The following is a 17676-nucleotide window of genomic DNA, read 5'->3' as shown; positions in this document are numbered from 1 at the left end:
GGTAAGGAAGTTAAATATGGATAACAACATACAAATAGCTACTTTTGGCGGCGGCTGCTTTTGGTGTATTGATGCAGCATTTAGACGTGTGAAAGGAGTACTTAATGTCAGCTCTGGCTATGCTGGCGGCGAGATTGAAAACCCAAGTTATCAGCAAATTTGTACTGGCTTAACAGGTCATGCCGAGGTTGTTCAGCTTGATTTCGACAGCAGTGTTGTGAGCTATAACACCCTACTTGAAATGTTCTTCACTTTACATGATGCCACACAGTTAAACCGTCAAGGTAATGATGTCGGCACGCAGTATCGCAGTGTGATTTATTATCATGATGAACAACAAAAAACTGAGTCACAAGCCATGATTGATGCTTTACAAAAGCAAATTCGTGAACCCATTGTGACTGAACTCAGCCCTCTATCAAACTTTTATCCTGCAGAGCAGTACCACCAAGACTATTACAATGAAAACCCGAATCAAGGTTATTGCAGCATACTTATTGCCCCAAAGCTTGCTAAGTTCGAGCAATATTTCGCTGATAAACTAAAATGAAAAAAGCCCGCTAAGTAGGTAGCGAGCTTTTAGACGCAGAACTAATAATGAAGCTGAGCTTGTTTTTACTTATACAAATGACATGAATGGGCAAATTAATGTCAATTACTCGCTTTAAGCAAACAGCTCAGTTGACCTTAAAGGCTATTAGAACTGATAACGGGCACCTACAAACAGGCGACGCTCAGCCGTGTTGTAGTAATAAAATTCGTCATTGATAAAGTCACCATCTAAATCAGTGCCATAGGCATCAACGGCGTTGTACTCTTTATCGAATAGGTTTTCTATTCGTAGTGACACAGTTAAGTTGTCAGTCGCTTGGTAGTGACCGACTAAGTTCCATAACGTATAAGAAGGTAAGTGCGTTAACTTCCCATCACGATCACCGCGGTATTGCATATCGATACCGGCATCAAAATCACCCCATGCTTTGTGCAATGACCAATTCACACTGTGATTTGACACATAGGTGAGTGACTGACCTGTTTGTGTATCTTCCGCTGAAAGGTAGGTAAAGTTAAAGCTATGATCAAAGCCAAATACTTGGTTTTTAAAACTAAACTCAACACCTTCGTGGCGAGCTTCGTTTATATTGGTTGGGATCCATTGCCCTGATGCATTTGGTGCCCAAGCGATTTTATTGTCGATTTCGCTGCGGAAAATCGCAATATCAAGACTAATATCATTCACATTGAGTGATAAACCAAGCTCTTGGTTATCTGATGTTTCAGGGTTTAACTCTGGATTACCTGAGCCTGGGTAATATAGATCATTAAATGTTGGAGATTTAAAACCAGTACTTTGACTAACACGGAATGTGGCGATGTCATTTAAGTGATAGCCTACAGCTGCAGTGTATGTTGTTTCATCACCAAACTGCTGATCATCATCTTGGCGAACTGTCAGGTTAGCGAGTACTTGTTCGTCATCATAATATGCGCCAACAAACACAGCGAATACTTCACGGCTGTCTTTTAAGTATGTACCTGAGTTAGTGTTCACTTCATCTTTATACCAATTCAAACCGCCACTAAGAGACAGTGCTTGATTGAAAAAGTATTGGCCATTGTAATCGATTTGCTCACGCTCAGTTTCAAACTTATCAACCACCGTTGCACCAGTGTAATCAATACGTGAGTCATCTGAACTATCACTTGATATGGCAATATCGATGGCATGGCTGTGTTTTTCGAAGGCTTTTTTCCAACCTAATGAAGCTTGGTAATTTTCGAACTCGCCTTTTTCTACGGTACTGTTTGCTGGGCTATAAGCACTGTCGTATTTGGCTTCGCCTTCTGAGTACTGTGCTTGAGCTAAAAATTCACCTAATTGCTCATTTTGATAACCTAGATTAAAGCCAAGGTTTTTGTTTTCGTAGCCGTCTTCATCTGGCGCTAGACCTTGAAGAACATCAAAACCATCTGTTTTTTCATAACCAGCATTAACAGCAACATCAACACCCGCAAACTGACCACCCGTCGCTACTTGGTACGCTTGATAAGAGTCTGAGCCAAAAGTCACGTCTAAGGTCGTGTTTTGTGCTTTACGCGTAATGATATTAATCACACCTGCTAGCGCATCAGAGCCATATACAGCAGCACGTGAGCCTTTAATTACTTCAACACGCTCAATACTGTTTAAAGGAATATTGCTAATACTTTTATAACCAAGTGTTGCAGAGCCTGTACGTACACCATCAATTAAAATAAGCGTATGACGAGAGCTTGCACCACGTAAAGAAACACCTGAGCTTTGCCCAAAACCACCATTAGCATTAATTTGAAAGCCAGCTTGAGTCGCCAGTAAGCTTGGTAAGTCACGCACATAGCTTGCTTCAATATCAGCACGGCCAATAACAGTGACACTGGCTAATACATCATTAATTGATTGTTCGAATTTATTGGCAGTAACTGTGATGTGCTCTATTGATTGCTCGTCAGCAGATACAGAAAAAGATAACGCAGCAGCAACCGCTACGCATAACGCAGATTTATTTAGCATGATATCCCCTAGCCTGTGCCCACCGCACACGCGAATAGTAAGTTAATTCAAGGCCGGTCTCCGGACTCTGTACATGCATGGCATATACATTACCGTTGCGGGGGCAGTGTTGGCATTGTTTTCTCCCTGAAAACGCACCGACTTCCCGATTATCTTGCGACTATTTCACCCTTTGAAATATAACGTATCTGAAGATACAGCAAGCACCTCGAAAATAGGCCGTTATTGTGATGATTTTGGGGAAGAAAGTCAATGGACGGCTATACTTCTAAAGCAAAGCTTTAAGCCTAAAGCTTCAAACTGTAAGTGGAGTCAGATCAAAAAAGCCAATCAGCATGGTGATTGGCTTTTATAAAACAATGATTACCAGAAGTACTCGTGAGGTTTTGAATTTCCTAACGGAAAAACAATTCCTTCTGGGTCAGCACCATTCAGCACAAGCTTGCAAAGAGCTTTATTTAAGCGTCTTCTTGGCTTGGTCATCGTCATTTTCACCCACCAACTTGGTGTTTGTTGGTAAAAATAAGTACTGTGTGGGCCTGTGTATTTTCTGTTTATTTTACCGTGTTTATTACGGTCAATTGTTTTGTTCTTTACTGACATAAATATCCTCTAGCTGAAAATAGCTAGAAGATATCTTTTTCTCTGTAACCTAATATTCGTCTCAAAATACGCTCCTTGTAAAGTTCAGAAACTTGCAGGTTTATAGCTTAAAACCTACAGCTCAAAGCTATAAACACAGAGTATTAATCGCGGAAGTTTTTGAACTGGAATGGTTGACCTAAATCAGCAGTACGAACAACTTGCATTGCTTCTTGTAAATCATCACGTTTTTTACCTGTTACACGTAATTCTTCACCTTGAATAGCGGCTTGTACTTTGATTTTTGAGTCCTTGATTAATTTAACGATTTTCTTCGCTACGTCTTTTTCAATACCTTGCTTAAGCGCAACGTCACGCATTACGTATTTACCACTACGCGACTCATCTCTTAATTCTAAGCTAGATACATCTAAGCCACGCTTTGAAATTTTCGCAGCAAGAATGTCAAAAAGTTGCATAACTTGTTGTGGTGCTTCTGCTTTTAACTTGATTACTTTATCACTTAGTTCGATTGATGCATCAACACCACGAAAATCAAAACGCGTCTCTAGTTCACGCTTTGCATTATCTACTGCATTCTGCGCTTCGTTCATTTCTACTTCAGAAACAATATCAAATGAAGGCATGGGGTTCTCCTAACATAGTCTTTTTTAAATTCATTTATGGTTGGCAATTATAACGCTTATTTGTCGATTCTTTCTATTTTTATCCGATTTGTTCAGGTGCGATGCAAAAATTGTTTGATATACTGACCATTCAATTTCGGCATTTTTAGGGTTTATTGTGACAAGGCGTGTTTACCAAGTTATCTTTTTAGCCAGCATTATTGGCTTTACAATTTTATTTGCCAAAGAAATTAAAGGGGTGAGCAACCTCTTTCCACACGTAGATAAAGTGGCGCATTTTGGTATTTTCTTTGTACTGGCTATGGTGATGGACAAAGCCTTTAAATTGCCTCTTTTGGTGCAAATTTTACTATTAGCCGGATATGGTGCGGCCATAGAGTTTATGCAAGATATGCTGCCTTACCGTCAAGCTTCGGTTGGGGATTTTGTCGCTGATTTTATCGGTGCTGTAAGCTATTTTATTATAAAACTTGGTTTTCATGTAGGTAGTAAGCAACGTAATGGCTAACATATTAATTGTTGGCGACGGTGCGATTGGCTTGTTATTTAGCCATTTTTTATCTGCACAACATGACATTACATTACTGACCCGTAAGCCAACCCTGACCACGCGCTTTTATCAAGCCAGTAATGGTAAATCACATCCAATTAAAGCTCGCCTTATTCACCACAAAGAGCTTAGTCAATTCGCCCCCTTTGACTTAGTATTAATCACAGTTAAAGCATTTCAGGTGCAAGCTGCCTTTGGGCAAGTAAAACCTTACCTTAGTAAAAAATGCCAAATCGTTATTTCTCATAATGGTATGGGTAATGTTGATGAAGTTAATGCCCTGTTGTTAGACTCTCAAGGGTTAGCGTTTTTAACAACGCGTTTAGCTGGCTTTAAAACAACGCCTTATAGTGTGAGCCATACTGGTAATGGCGAAAGCGTGCTGGGTGCTTGCAATATCGCTGCTAGTGGAAAGCTCAATGAGCTAAAGCAGCAGTTTAGCTATTTACCACACTTTTCTGTTAGTGATGATATCCACTCATTGCGTTGGCAAAAGCTGTTAGTGAATATTGCCATAAACCCGTTAACAGCGATTCATAACATTAAAAATGGCCAATTACGTGCACCGCAATTTAGTACTCGTATCATTAACTTGCTCAATGAAGCATGCCTTGTTGCCAATAAACAAGGTGTTGACGTAAAGCTTAGCGAGGCACTGGACCAAGCCTATTCAGTGATGACGGCAACCGCTGAAAACTTTTCTTCTATGCAGCAAGACATCAGCCATAATCGAGAGTCTGAAATTGATGCAATTTGTGGTTATGTGTGTGAACAAGGCGCTAAATTAGGCGTAAAAACACCTTATAATCAAGCAATGCTTAGCATGATAAAAATAAAAAGTTAGCTAAGGGAAAGAGTAAAGTTACTAGCTTTCGTTTCTCGCAATTATTTTCGGCATTAAAAAAGCGCGAACATGTCGCGCTTTTATCACTATCCCTTACGGGCGATACACTTTTACGTTGCTGTAGCCTTCTTCGTGAAGGATCAGCGCTTGTAGCTGGCTCATCACACCTTTAGCACAATATAAGTAATATTCTTTATCTTTTGGTAAGTCACCAAATTTAGTCGCTAAGCGGAAGAAAGGTAAATGAACAACTTCAATACCTTCAAGCTCTAATGGATTTGCATCTTCTTCTTCAGGTGAGCGAATATCAACAACAACTGCCCCCTCTGGTAAGTCAGATACAGACTCAGCTTCTTTCACTTCTTCTTTTGCTTCGGTGTCGATATCGCGAATATCCATCACACGGGCATTCTCAACAACCGTATTTAGCACGTCGAAGTCAAACTTAGCTTCTTCAGCAAGAATCGTTTTGATTTTTGCTTTAACTGTTGGCTTCTTAGAAATAACACCACAGTACTCAGGCATGCTTTCTGCCATTTCAGCCGTACCAATTTGACGTGCAATATTAATAATATCTTGTTTATCGTGTTGGATTAACGGACGAATAATTAAGGTTTCAGTTACACGGTCAATAACACTTAAATTAGCAAGCGTTTGGCTCGATACCTGACCAATGCTTTCACCAGTTACCAGTGCTTGTACACCTAGCTTTTCTGCAACTTGGCTACCTGCACGCATCATCATACGTTTAAGAACAACACCCATTTGGCTGTTTTCAACGTTTTCTAAAATTTCAGCGACTACAGGTTCAAAATCAACCGTAACGAACTTCACTTTATGAGTAGAGCTAAACTGCTTCCAGATGTAGTAACTCGCTTGCTTAACACCGATTTCGTGAGCCGCACCACCTAGGTTAAAGAACAAGAAGTGAGTACGTGCACCTTTACGGATCATTTGATAGCTTGCAACACCTGAGTCAAAGCCACCCGACATTAGCGATAGTACATCTTCTTGTGTTGGTAGCGGGAAGCCTGCCATACCGTAGTGAGTTTGAGTAACGATATAAGCTTTATCATCACGCACTTCTAAACGAACTGTCACCTCTGGGTGAGATAATTTAACGCGTGCACCTTCAACATGCTGGTTTAAGCCACCACCTACGTAGCGCTCTACATCGCTTGAGGTGAAATCATGCTTACCTGAACGTTTACAACGCACACAGAATGTTTTGCCTGCAATGGTATGACCGATTAGTTCAAGTGCTTTTTGGTAAATATCGTCGATTGAGTCGAAGTCTGTTTCTGTTACTTCAATAAACTGTACGATACCTGGAATGCGTTTTAAGCCATCGATAATATCTAAGCGAACTTGCTCAGAGTCTAGCAAACTGACAACAGAGATATTATCCCAGTTGTTTCTTACCTGAACTTTTTCGTCAACGCGACGCAAAACGATCTTAATATTATTTTCTAATAACTTGGTAAAACGTTTACGAACAGATTTACTCTTGATCGCGATTTCAGGGTGTAGTTTGACGATAAATTTAAGCATAGTTCACTCTTAGACTGTGGATTTCACACGCCCCAAGGTTAAGCAACCTCAAGGGCGCGCGATTATAACAAAAATTATAGCGTCTAGGAAATAAACTGCTTTGCGGGATTATTGTTCGCTTTGCTCTGTTTCAGCAAGGGCTAAATACTTAGCTCTTAATTGGTTAACTTGCTCTAGATGTTGCTCTGTGCAATGAGCTTTTAATAGCAGTAATACTTTTAAAATACCGTTATAAATATCAGCTCTGGCAAGTTCACCACTTAAGCGGCGAGCTTTGATATAAGGCGTCCAAAAGCTCACAGTCATTTTAAGCATATGCGCAAGCTCTGTAACATCTTCGTCTGCAATGCAAATAACACCGCCTTCACGTAATGCAAAAAGTACATCTTTAACTTGCTCTAAAAGCTCAGTTTGAAACGCAATGTAGCCTTTTTTCAGCTCTTCATCACGAGATAAAATATCGCCTAAGTTGTCGTAGAAAAACTGAAAGCGCCACATTTGTTCAAACAACGAATCAAGATAACCCGCTAGGTTTTCAAGCGCATCGTCATCAGGAGTCAGTGGCTTGAAATGAGTGTGTAGATGGTCGCTGTACAAAGCAAATATGTGACGAATAATATCTTCTTTATTTTTAAAGTGATAATACAAGTTTCCTGGGCTTATCCCCATATGCGAGGCGATATGGTTGGTTGTTATGGCACGCTCACCGTGGCGATTAAATAACTCAATGCTGGTGTGTATGATTTTGTCCTTTGTGCTCATAGCCTATTTACTCTGTTTTTTATGATTATTACGTTCCCCAGCCAAGCAGTATAAACAAATGCGTGGCAATTAAATACTACCTTGAAAAATAATAACCTCAATCGGTTTACTACCTTATATAGGTGAAGGTTCCTAATCCGATACGCGTATTTTCTAAGCTGCATAGTCGAGAAAACACTGTTAATATAGCAGGCAAATTTATAAATCGCTGATAGTTATGAACGTTACTGCAATCTATCCGGGTACCTTCGACCCCCTTACAAATGGCCATACCGACTTAATTCATCGAGCTGCAAAAATGTTCGAAAAAGTTATTGTTGCTATTGCACATAACCCTAGTAAGCAGCCGTGCTTTACACTCGATGAGCGTGTTGAGCTTGCCAATAAAATCTTAGCGCACCTTGATAATGTAAGTGTGATTGGCTTTTCTGGCTTATTAGCTGATTTAGCTCGCGAGCATAAAGCCGAAGTACTTATTCGAGGTATTCGTGCAGTGTCTGACTTTGATTATGAATTTCAGTTAGCAAATATGAATCGTCGACTAAATCCAGATCTAGAAAGTGTATTTTTGACACCTGCAGAAAAAAATTCATTTATTTCATCTACTCTAGTCAAAGAAGTAGCACGCCACAATGGTGATGTAAGCGAGTTTGTTGACCCTATCGTAGCCAAAGCACTACAGGAAAAAATTCACGGATGAAATTAAAAAAGTTAATTAGCTTAACTGCATTACTAATGTGCTCTGCGCCAAGTCTTGCAGAACCATGGATAGAAAGCGACGACCCTTTACTTCGTGCTTCAATCGAAATGCTATTTAACCAAGGTGTCATAAAACAACCTATTAATAGTTACCCCTTAATGTGGCAAGGTATTGCACGTGATCTAAACATTGCAGATACCAGTCAACTTGATGAGCAGAGCTTATTTGCTTATCAGCATGTTAAGCATGCCCTTGATAATGCAAAACAAAAGTCGAGCTCAGGCATTCGCCTGAATTACAACAGCGAACCACTCACCCAGCAAGGGTTTGGTAAACGCCACCAGCAAGAAAGTGGCATAAATAGCTATGGTTCTATCACAGGGAAGCGCGTAAGTGCTAAGGTCAGTGTTAATTACGCCGATGATGCACTTGATAAACAACATGTGACCTATCAAGATAGCTATTTAGCAGTTTTACTAGGTAATTGGTCAATCAGTGCTGAACAAGTAAGTCATTGGTGGGGGCCAAGTAACGATAACGCCCTACTGCTATCAAATAATGCCGCGCCAATGAAAGGCCTGCGCTTTACGAGAGCGAATACGCAATATGTAGGCCCAAGTTGGTTATCGTTTGTAGGTAACTGGCAATTAACGGGAATTTACGCCAAACAAAAGCCATTTCTTAATAATTCCGAAGACGGTGACTTTTGGGCGTTAAGGTTTGCAAGTACACCATTAACAGGGCTTGAAGTTGCTATTAATAGTGCTGGCTCTGATTATTTAACTAGCTTAGAAATTGACCCTGTTACACTCGAAAGCAGTGAATCAACACACCGATTAACCAGTTTAGATGTTAAGTATTCTACAACTCTAATGACGCAGCCTGTGGCATTTTATGCTGAAGTAATGGGTCGAAATGAAAGTGGCTTAGCACCGAGCGAGCCATTCTATACGCTGGGTGTTGAAAGCTACTTTGGTTCAACAGAGGATTTACTAAAGAGTTATTTTGAATACTCAAATACAGAGCAAACTTGTGAGCAAATTAGCGATTGCGTATATGGCTCTGGCAGCTATACACAACGCTCACGTTTACTTGGCAGCTCAACACCACTGCAAAGTAAATCTGCTATCCTTGGTGCCTATTACCACACTTTAAATGGCTATGGTGGCCATGCAAAGTTACGTTGGATTGAAAGCGAAACCACACACGCTGAGGTCGCATCTGAGATGAGTCAGTTACAGTTAGAGCTCGGTTATCAACAATCTATGTTTAATGGTTTGTGGAAAGTGACAGGGCTTATTTCAAAAGATGAAATAGGTGATGAGTCAGAAACAAACACAGCCCTTAGAACCAGTTGGGAATACCGTTTCTAACGAATTGAGGTCAAGCTGCTCCAGCTTGGCCTTGAACTTTCCGATAAAGCTTAACAAAACCCAGAAAATCTTTATTACTGAAAAGTGCAATGAGCATCATAATGTCCATCAGGTTCACTGTGATACTATAGACATTCCAAAACCACCAGCTTCCTGTATAGGCATAGTTAATATCAAAATACATGCCTAAAAACAGTGATGAGTTAACTAAAAGCCCAATGTATACATAAAGCTTTGCAGGAGCCTGAGTAAGATTTCGCTTTCGAGTAATTAACCACACAACTAATAGTATTGTTAAATCAGATAGCGCCCAAATCACATAGGCAAAACTTGAATCTAAAATATTATAGCCAAGCGCTATATTGAGTAATGGGTCACTCATCATGTAAGAAATAAACAGTGCAAGTGAGATCCACATCACTGTTTTGTCACCATTTGGCGCAGATGATTTCTTTACCATGTTATAAAGAAAGGACATCAAGAAACCCCACATGATAAATGCTGCGAGGTACACTCCAAAATTGTCTTGGATTAGTTTAAGCATTTAACTCTCGCTGAGTGGTACATTTAATCCCAAAAAATTTTAACAATGCTACTAATTTAAAGAAGTCTTTATTAGTTAACAAGGCAGCCAGCATTGTTAAATCCATCACATTTACTGTGACCGTATATACATCCCACAACCACCACCTTTCTTCATTTCCGTAGACACTAACATCTAGGTATAAGCAAAAAAACAAGCAGCTATTCGTAAGCAAACCAATAATCACATACAACTTGGCTGGAAACTTTTCTATTGAACTGTTTCTAGTTATAAGAAGAATGATACCCAAGCATGCCAAATCTAGAAGGCACCAAATAATAAAAATAGAAGCATATCTCAACGACTCTATCTCAAAAGCCATAGATACTAGTGGGTCTGTTAGTAAGTAAGAAAGAAATATCGCTAACGAGATCCACATCAACGTCTTATCTTTACTAACAATTGAGGAACGACTGACCATATTAAATAAAAAAGTCATCAAAAAACCCCACATAATTAATGTGGCTAGATATGTGCCTAATGTTTGCTGAATAGTTATTATTAAATTACTAATATTCATAATTAGATTAAGACCACAACTAGAAATTAAATCGACGGTAGGGAATAGGTGAAACGTAAAAATATTTATGAATAGCTTTTTGTTATCTAGTATCCAAGGTTACTTTTTCTTTGCTTTTTAAATAAGTAGTTCTTAATTTTACCAACAAATAAAAAGTCTTTATTAGTAATTAAGGCAACAATCATTAAAAAATCTACAACATTGACACCAATAGAATAAAAGGTCCAAAACCACCAAACCTCTCGATTCCAAAGTACAATTAAATCAATATGAATGAGCGCGTACAAAACGCTATTAATAATTAACCCAACGTAAATATACTTAGCAGCAATAGAAGTTTTTGATAAGAATCGATGTGAAACAACTATAAAAATAAGAGTGACAAGATCATACACAAACCATTCTATGTATAAATTTGTATTTGAGCTTTCAAGTTCAATGAAATGGTTGCTGCTAAAGTATGAAACAGCCATGAAGAAAGAAGTTATTACCAAAGACTTATCTTGATTAAGCTCACTTACATAGAAAAACAAATTAAGTAAGAACGCCATCAGCATTCCCAAAACTATAATCGTGTCGAAATGTAAACCGAGCGAGCTTAAATCAAAATACATCTAACTTATTTTTCCAAAAATTATGTCTCTTTTTTATCTGGGAAAACTAGGCCGCCGCCACCACGTTGGATCTCAGCACCACCAGATAAAGCCAAGGCTTCACTTGATAAAGTTACTGTATCAGATTGCAGGGTTTTATTACTAGTAGTTTGTTCCAAAGCAGGCTTTGTTTGTTGCATTTGGCTGTATGCTTGCATTTGCAACTGGCTATTGTTTGAAATTTGCATGAGTTAATTCCTTTAAGTTAATTGTTTTTTCAGTACAGCTTACAATAGCTTGCAAGCTGAGTTAAGCGTTCTCATTTTTTTGACGCTTTTTTATACTTTAACGCGACATTGTCGCCGCGTCGATAATAAAAGCAATTAACGATCCAACTTTTCTAAAAGTGATCTTTTTTGATCATAAAAGTTAATAAACCAAAATTTCAGGCATAAAAAAACGCACAGGGGTAACCGTGCGTTTTTCTTATCCAGGGAAATTAAGCCAGGTGTTTACACGGGATCACCGCGCTATTACTTGGCTTTAAAATATATTCCATCGCTACTTCATCGCAATTATCTTTGCGAAGACAAAGCTCGCAATCTTTGATCACTTTTTCTGGCAAACTATCTTTACTACAAAAGATAAAGCCTTGGCTTGCAAAGAATTCTGGCACCCGCGTCAGAACAATTACGCGACTAAGCGCCAAGCTTTTAGCTTTTTTAAGCAAATGTTCAACAAGTCGACGCCCCTGCCCAGCAATACGTGATTCAGGGCTCACACCAAGCGAACGAATTTCAGCAAGACCTGTATCGTAAATATATAGCGAGGCACAGCCAGCCACTTGGTTTTCAACTTCAGTGACAGCAAACTCATTAATTGAGTGAATCATATCGCTCTTAGCCCGTGGTAGATTTTCACCTACCGTTGCCCAATGCTGAATTAGCTTAGCAATAGACTCAACATCATTTAAGGTTGCGTCACGTACCGCTATTTGCTGTTTTTTTTTGCGTATTTAATGGCACTCGTTACTTGCTCGATAGAGGTGCCACCCTGTGCTTGTCTTGCTTTAATGCAGGCGTCTATTTCTAATACAGCATATACATCTGACTCGAAAATGCTATGCACAGACTTAAATTGCTCTAAACTTAAATCTTCTAAGTTATTCCCTTGTGCAATAGCCATTTGCACGAGCGTACCAACAATATGATGACCTTCTCTAAATGGAATACCTTTAGCCACTAAATAGTCAGCAAGTTCAGTCGCATTTGAGTGACCACCTTTTGCTGCTGCTAATGTTTTATCAGCATTAACTTTGATGCCTTTGATACACGCCTGTGCCATATGAATACATGCCAACCAGGTCGGCATTGCATCAAATAAGCCTTCTTTGTCCTCTTGCATATCTTTGTTATAAGCAAGTGGTAGCGCTTTAAGTGTCATCATCATGGCACTGAATGCACCAAAAACACGGCCTGTTTTACCACGGATTAACTCAAGAGCATCTGGGTTTTTCTTCTGCGGCATAAGTGAAGAGCCTGATGTTACCCCATCAGAAAGCTCAATAAAGCCTGCTTCACCAGAGTTATAGAAAATTAAGTCTTCTGCCATACGCGATAAGTGAATCATTGAAATTGATGCGCAGCTTAGTAGCTCAACCACAAAGTCACGATCAGATACTGCATCAAGGCTATTACGTGTTGCACCGGTAAAACCTAACCCTTCAGCAAGAATTTGCCTATCAATTGGGTACGCCGTTCCAGCTAAAGCACCACTACCAAGAGGGCAATAATTCATACGATTTTTAGCATCGGTTAAACGGCTTTCATCACGTTCAAGCATTTCAACATAGGCCATGCACCAGTGGCTAAATAATACAGGTTGTGCACGCTGTAGGTGTGTGTAACCTGGTAAGATAGTGCCTAGTTCACGCTCAGCCAAGGCAATAAACTCACCTTTCAGCTCTGCGATTGCTTCAAGAATATGCTCAGCTGTATCACGACACCATAAGCGGAAATCGGTCGCGACTTGGTCATTACGACTACGACCTGTATGTAACTTTTTAGCTAGGTCGCCCACTTTATCAATTAGCGCAGACTCAACATAAGAATGAATGTCTTCATGCCCTGCGACAGCTACTGCTTGTGGATTTGCTTTAACCTCATCTAGCAGCTTATTAAGTGCTGCAACTAGGTCATCGTATTCTTGCTGATTAAGTACGTTAACTTGTTTTAACGCTCCAGCCCAAGCAACTGAACCAATAATGTCTTGCTCTGCAAGTTGATAATCAAAAGGAAGTGAATCGTTGAATTGTTTAAACGCTTCATCTGGACCCGTAGAAAAACGTCCGCCCCATAGTGCCATTGAACTGTCTCCAAATTCGGCTATTGCCCTGCCGTGCAGGGCAATAATTAAATTACTTTTTCGTTAGTGCTGAGATTCTGCTTGATAGCGAGAATAAACGAATGAAGCCTTCTGCATGTGATTGGTCATATACATCATCTTCACCGAAGGTTGCGAAATCTTCACTGTATAAGCTATTCGGTGATTTTTTCTGTACCGCAGTTACTTGGCCTTTATAAAGCTTAAGCACCACTTCACCGGTTGCTAACTTAGACAGTGATTCAGCACCAGCTAGAATCGAGTCTTTTAATGGTGTAAACCAACGACCGTCGTAGACTAAGTGAGAGAACTCACCACCAAGTACTTCTTTCCACTTACGGCTTGATTTGTCTAATACTAGCTCGTCAATCGCTTGAAGAGCAGCCATGATCACTGTGCCCCCTGGTGTTTCATAACAGCCACGAGACTTCATACCGACTAAACGGTTTTCTACAATATCAACACGACCTACACCATGTGGCGCAGCAATGTCGTTTAATTTAACTAAGCAGTCATATGGTTTAAGTGACTCGCCATTTACAGCAACCACTTCACCTTCAACAACATTTAATGTCACATATTCTGCTTCATTAGGCGCTTGCTCAGGTGAGTTTGTCCAAGTCCATACTTGCTCACTTGGTTGACACCATGGATCTTCAAGCTCTCCACCTTCGTGAGAAATGTGCCATGCGTTAGCATCACGACTATAGATTTTTGTCGCAGATGCAGAGCACGGAATATTACGCTCTGCTAAGTAATCAAGTAATGATTCACGACTTGATAAGTCCCACTCACGCCATGGTGCAATGACTTTTAGATCTGGTGCAAGGGCAGCGAAACATGATTCAAAACGTACCTGATCATTACCTTTACCTGTACAACCATGCGAAAGCGCATCAGCACCTACTTTACGGGCAATTTCAACCTGTGCTTTAGCAATAATCGGACGTGCCATAGACGTACCTAGTAAATAAGTGCCTTCGTAAATAGAACCCGTTTTTAATGTTGGGTAAATATAATCACTTACCATTTCGTCTTTTAAGTCAACGATGTGGCACTCTGAGGCACCCGAAGCAATTGCTTTTTCTTCAACGCCTTCAAGCTCTTCAGCACCTTGGCCTACATCAGCAACAAACGCGATTACTTCACAGCCGTAGTTTTCTTTTAACCATGGCACAATTGCCGATGTATCAAGACCACCAGAATAGGCTAATACGACTTTTTTAATTGAACTCATTGGTGTTCCTTAAACAAAATTTGGATTTAATAATGTGACAAGTAGAGCATTTTGCGCGTGCATACGATTCTCTGCTTGTTGAATAATTTTTGATGCTGGGCCATCCATTACCTCAGAGGTAATTTCAAACTCACGATGCGCTGGCTGACAATGCAGTACAGTTTGCGCACCCGTTTTCTCTAATAGGGCTTGATTGAGCTGATAAGGCATATATTTAGCTTTCACCTGCTCAAGCGGTGTTTTATCACCCATTGAAACCCAGGTATCAGCATAGACTGCATTTGCTCCGACTGCCGCCTCAATTCTGTCACTGACCATTACCGAAGCACCATTCATCGCTGCAATTTGCTCTGCTTGCTTAAGAATTTGTGAATCCGGTGAGCTACCTTTAGGACAAACAGCTACAAAATCAGTGCCTAACGTGGCAGCTAATAACATGAGAGAGTGTGTTACGTTGTTACCTTCACCTAAGTAAGCAAGCTTAAGCTTACTTACGTCGCCATGTACTTCTTGTAGCGTCAAAAAGTCTGCAAGTGCTTGGCATGGGTGATATAAATCACATAAGCTATTCACTACAGGCACAGATGAATACTCAGCAAGCGTAGTCAATGTTTTGTGTGCATACACGCGAGCAACAATGCCATCAGCCCAAGCTGACATATTGAGAGCAAAGTCTTTAACCGATTCACGACCACCCATAGCACCGTTTTGTGAATCTAGATAAACCGCGTGACCACCCAGTTTATTAATACCTATATCAAATGATAAACGTGTACGTAAACTTGGCTTTTCAAAAAGTGTAACGACAGATTTGCCTGCTAATGCTTGGCTAAAGTCTGCTGGATTTGCTTTAATTTTTTGCGCTAAATTAAGTAATTTAAGAGCGCCCTTTTGATCTAATTCAAGACCGTTTAAGAAATTTTTTAACATGAAATACCTATGGTGTAATTTTTGTTCCTACATGCTCGCCTTTTAATAAGGCGACTAAATTTTCTGGCTTTAGCCAGCTGGAGATATACACACCACGTCGTAAATGTTGGGCAGCAAGAAGGCTGGTCTTTACTTTGACCTCCATCCCGCCCTGAATAACTCCTTCAAGGATTAGTGTTTCGATTTGCTGCGTATTAAGGTGATGTAGTGGCTGCTTATTTGCATCAAGCACAGCTTCTACGTCAGTCATAAAAATAAGTTCTGCATCGAGTTCTTTAGCAATAGCCGCCGCGGCTTCATCCGCATTGACGTTGTACCATTGACCATCTTCGCCAAAGCCAATAGAGCTCACCAGTGGTAAACGACCTTGCCCAAGTAAGCTTGGCAATACGCTGTCACAACTACCTGAACACTGGCCAACTTGCGCCAATACTTTAAGTTTTTCAGATACCAGTACACCCGCTTCATAAAGGCTTAAACCCACAGGTTTGTGGCCAGCGCTGATTGCTTGACTCATCAATTGTTTATTGGCACAACCTGCCAGGGCGCCAACAATATAAGGCATTTGCTCATTTGGGCTAATACGTAAGCCTTGATGTTTTGCTGTTACAAAGCCTGCGTCTTTAAGCCAAGCATCAACCAAGGCTCCACCACCATGCACAATGACAAAGTTATCTTGTTGCTCAGTGGCTAAAACATCAAAAAGAGCTTTTGCAGCATCAGCGCTATTTAGCACAGCACCACCGACTTTAATGATCCAAGTTTTCATTACAGCGCTCCTACTAAACCAGTGTGGTGAGGTTCACCCATAGCTAAATTAATACACTGTAATGCTTGCCCAGCCGCGCCTTTTAATAGGTTATCAATTGCTGACATAACAATGAGTTGTTCACCTTTTTGTTGCCATGCAATATCAACAAATGGTTGTTTAGCCACGCCTTTAATACTCGGAACTTTATTTCCAAGTAAACGGATTAAAGGCTCATTAGCTAACACTTGATATGCTGCATCCACTTGCTCTGCTGTCACACCTGGCTTTAATTGCACATAAATAGTTTCTAAAATTCCACGGGGGAAATTACCTAAATGAGGGGTGAATAACACAGGGTGACCAAGGTGCTGCTCAATCTCAGGTGTGTGTCTGTGATTAAATAAACCATAAGGGGCAAGTGATACTTCACAAAAATGCGTATTAACACTGGCTTTTCTACCTGCGCCAGTAACTCCAGACACAGCATTAACAATAATGGCTTGCTCAGCTAATAAACCAGCTTCTTTAAGTGGTTTTAAAGAATTGAGTGCTGCTGTTGGGTAACAACCTGCTACAGCAACAAGCTTTGCTGTACTTATAGCATCGCTATTCCATTCAGCTAAGCCATAAGCCGCTTGCTCTAAAAGCTCAGGGTGTTCATGTGCGAAACCGTAATAAGTTAGGTAATCCTCATTCCCAGCTAAACGGAAACCACCAGACAGGTCGAATACTTTTTTACCCATGGCTAAAAATTGTGGTGCAAGGTCAACGCTTACCTTGTGATCTGTACATAGACATACATAGTCCGCATTACTTTCGATATCCTTATACGCTTGGGCAGTCAGAGGCTGTAGTGGATACTCTAACAATCCAAGGTGCTCTGGATATAAATCGCTTAATAATTTGCCTTTATCTAAGCTTCCTTCAGATACATAACATGCTTTCAGGGTCAGTTTTGGGTGCTTAGCAACTAAACTTGCTAGCTCTGCGCCGCTATAACCACTTGCGCCAATAATCACTACATTCATTGCTTACTTTTACCTATTCAATCTATTTATCGATACGCCTAAAAATACTCGCTCAAATGCGAATAAAAACACTGTCTAAAGTAATGAAATCA

Annotated in this window: 17 protein-coding genes, 1 pseudogene and 1 riboswitch; of the genes and pseudogenes, 5 read left to right on the top strand and 13 right to left on the bottom strand. The window is 40.2% G+C overall.

The features are described from left to right. Positions 1-16 precede the first annotated feature (16 nt). Positions 17-550: a peptide-methionine (S)-S-oxide reductase MsrA gene (gene msrA, locus HCZ11_RS12305; protein WP_130050671.1), complete on the top strand. Its 534-nt coding sequence runs from the start codon at positions 17-19 to the stop codon at positions 548-550. A gap of 147 nt (positions 551-697) precedes the next feature. Here the strand turns inward: msrA and HCZ11_RS12300 are convergent, their stop codons facing one another. The 3 genes from HCZ11_RS12300 to HCZ11_RS12290 form a co-directional block, all read right to left on the bottom strand. Next, on the bottom strand, positions 698-2551 hold the full coding sequence (locus HCZ11_RS12300) for a TonB-dependent receptor (RefSeq protein ID WP_167658539.1): 1854 nt from the start codon (positions 2549-2551) through the stop codon (positions 698-700). A 33-nt stretch (positions 2552-2584) separates the two neighbouring features. Beyond that, a riboswitch (cobalamin riboswitch) is annotated at positions 2585-2739 on the bottom strand. A gap of 175 nt (positions 2740-2914) precedes the next feature. After that, on the bottom strand, positions 2915-3154 hold the full coding sequence (locus HCZ11_RS12295) for a hypothetical protein (protein WP_130050669.1): 240 nt from the start codon (positions 3152-3154) through the stop codon (positions 2915-2917). A 143-nt stretch (positions 3155-3297) separates the two neighbouring features. Then, positions 3298-3780, bottom strand: a complete 483-nt coding sequence (locus tag HCZ11_RS12290) for a YajQ family cyclic di-GMP-binding protein (protein ID WP_063703177.1) — start codon at positions 3778-3780, stop codon at positions 3298-3300. 157 nt (positions 3781-3937) lie between these two features. Between HCZ11_RS12290 and HCZ11_RS12285 the strand changes: the two genes are divergently transcribed. Together HCZ11_RS12285 and HCZ11_RS12280 are read left to right on the top strand one after the other, a co-directional pair. Beyond that, the gene (locus HCZ11_RS12285) at positions 3938-4288 is read left to right on the top strand and encodes a VanZ family protein (protein ID WP_130050668.1); all 351 of its coding nucleotides are present in this window, start codon (positions 3938-3940) and stop codon (positions 4286-4288) included. Next, a complete protein-coding gene (locus tag HCZ11_RS12280; RefSeq protein WP_167658538.1) occupies positions 4281-5174 on the top strand; it encodes a ketopantoate reductase family protein in 894 nt (297 codons plus the stop codon). Before HCZ11_RS12285 ends, HCZ11_RS12280 begins: the two co-directional genes overlap by 8 nt. Before the next feature lie 93 nt (positions 5175-5267). Here the strand turns inward: HCZ11_RS12280 and thiI are convergent, their stop codons facing one another. Continuing rightward, positions 5268-6725, bottom strand: coding sequence for a tRNA uracil 4-sulfurtransferase ThiI (gene thiI / locus HCZ11_RS12275; RefSeq protein ID WP_130050666.1), 1458 nt, complete (start codon positions 6723-6725; stop codon positions 5268-5270). A gap of 108 nt (positions 6726-6833) precedes the next feature. Continuing rightward, entirely contained in the window at positions 6834-7487 is a 654-nt protein-coding gene (locus HCZ11_RS12270; protein ID WP_130050665.1) for a TetR/AcrR family transcriptional regulator, read from the bottom strand. Positions 7488-7704: 217 nt separating this feature from the next. On the opposite strand from HCZ11_RS12270, the gene coaD reads away from it, so the two are divergent. Both coaD and HCZ11_RS12260 read left to right on the top strand, forming a co-directional pair. Next, positions 7705-8187 (top strand): pantetheine-phosphate adenylyltransferase, encoded by a 483-nt coding sequence (coaD, locus tag HCZ11_RS12265; RefSeq protein ID WP_130050664.1) that lies wholly within the window; start codon positions 7705-7707, stop codon positions 8185-8187. Next, a complete protein-coding gene (locus tag HCZ11_RS12260) occupies positions 8184-9560 on the top strand; it encodes a capsule assembly Wzi family protein (RefSeq protein ID WP_167658537.1) in 1377 nt (458 codons plus the stop codon). The genes coaD and HCZ11_RS12260 overlap by 4 nt, the downstream gene beginning before the upstream one ends. Positions 9561-9570: 10 nt before the next feature. Here the strand turns inward: HCZ11_RS12260 and HCZ11_RS12255 are convergent, their stop codons facing one another. The 8 genes and pseudogenes from HCZ11_RS12255 to argC all read right to left on the bottom strand — a co-directional run bounded on the left by HCZ11_RS12255 (position 9571) and on the right by argC (position 17584). Next, positions 9571-10104: a hypothetical protein gene (locus HCZ11_RS12255; protein WP_167658536.1), complete on the bottom strand. Its 534-nt coding sequence runs from the start codon at positions 10102-10104 to the stop codon at positions 9571-9573. 645 nt (positions 10105-10749) lie between these two features. Then, positions 10750-11214 (bottom strand): hypothetical protein, encoded by a 465-nt coding sequence (locus HCZ11_RS12250; RefSeq protein WP_167658535.1) that lies wholly within the window; start codon positions 11212-11214, stop codon positions 10750-10752. 83 nt (positions 11215-11297) lie between these two features. Next, positions 11298-11504: a hypothetical protein gene (locus HCZ11_RS12245; RefSeq protein ID WP_119852416.1), complete on the bottom strand. Its 207-nt coding sequence runs from the start codon at positions 11502-11504 to the stop codon at positions 11298-11300. Between the two features lie 251 nt (positions 11505-11755). Continuing rightward, positions 11756-13620: pseudogene (argH, locus tag HCZ11_RS12240) on the bottom strand (argininosuccinate lyase). Positions 13621-13672: 52 nt separating this feature from the next. Further along, a complete protein-coding gene (locus HCZ11_RS12235) occupies positions 13673-14875 on the bottom strand; it encodes an argininosuccinate synthase (RefSeq protein ID WP_130050658.1) in 1203 nt (400 codons plus the stop codon). A gap of 9 nt (positions 14876-14884) precedes the next feature. After that, positions 14885-15805 (bottom strand): ornithine carbamoyltransferase, encoded by a 921-nt coding sequence (locus tag HCZ11_RS12230; protein WP_130050657.1) that lies wholly within the window; start codon positions 15803-15805, stop codon positions 14885-14887. 7 nt (positions 15806-15812) lie between these two features. Continuing rightward, the gene (gene argB / locus HCZ11_RS12225) at positions 15813-16574 is read right to left on the bottom strand and encodes an acetylglutamate kinase (protein ID WP_130050656.1); all 762 of its coding nucleotides are present in this window, start codon (positions 16572-16574) and stop codon (positions 15813-15815) included. Then, positions 16574-17584, bottom strand: coding sequence for an N-acetyl-gamma-glutamyl-phosphate reductase (argC, locus tag HCZ11_RS12220; RefSeq protein WP_167658534.1), 1011 nt, complete (start codon positions 17582-17584; stop codon positions 16574-16576). The genes argB and argC overlap by 1 nt, the downstream gene beginning before the upstream one ends. Between the last annotated feature and the right edge of the window lie 92 nt (positions 17585-17676).

Source organism: Pseudoalteromonas sp. HF66 (genome assembly GCF_011806445.1).
Classification (GTDB): domain Bacteria; phylum Pseudomonadota; class Gammaproteobacteria; order Enterobacterales; family Alteromonadaceae; genus Pseudoalteromonas; species Pseudoalteromonas apostichopi.
The sequence above is the reverse complement of the archived record's forward strand: the minus strand, read 5'-3'. Positions and strand labels throughout refer to the sequence as shown.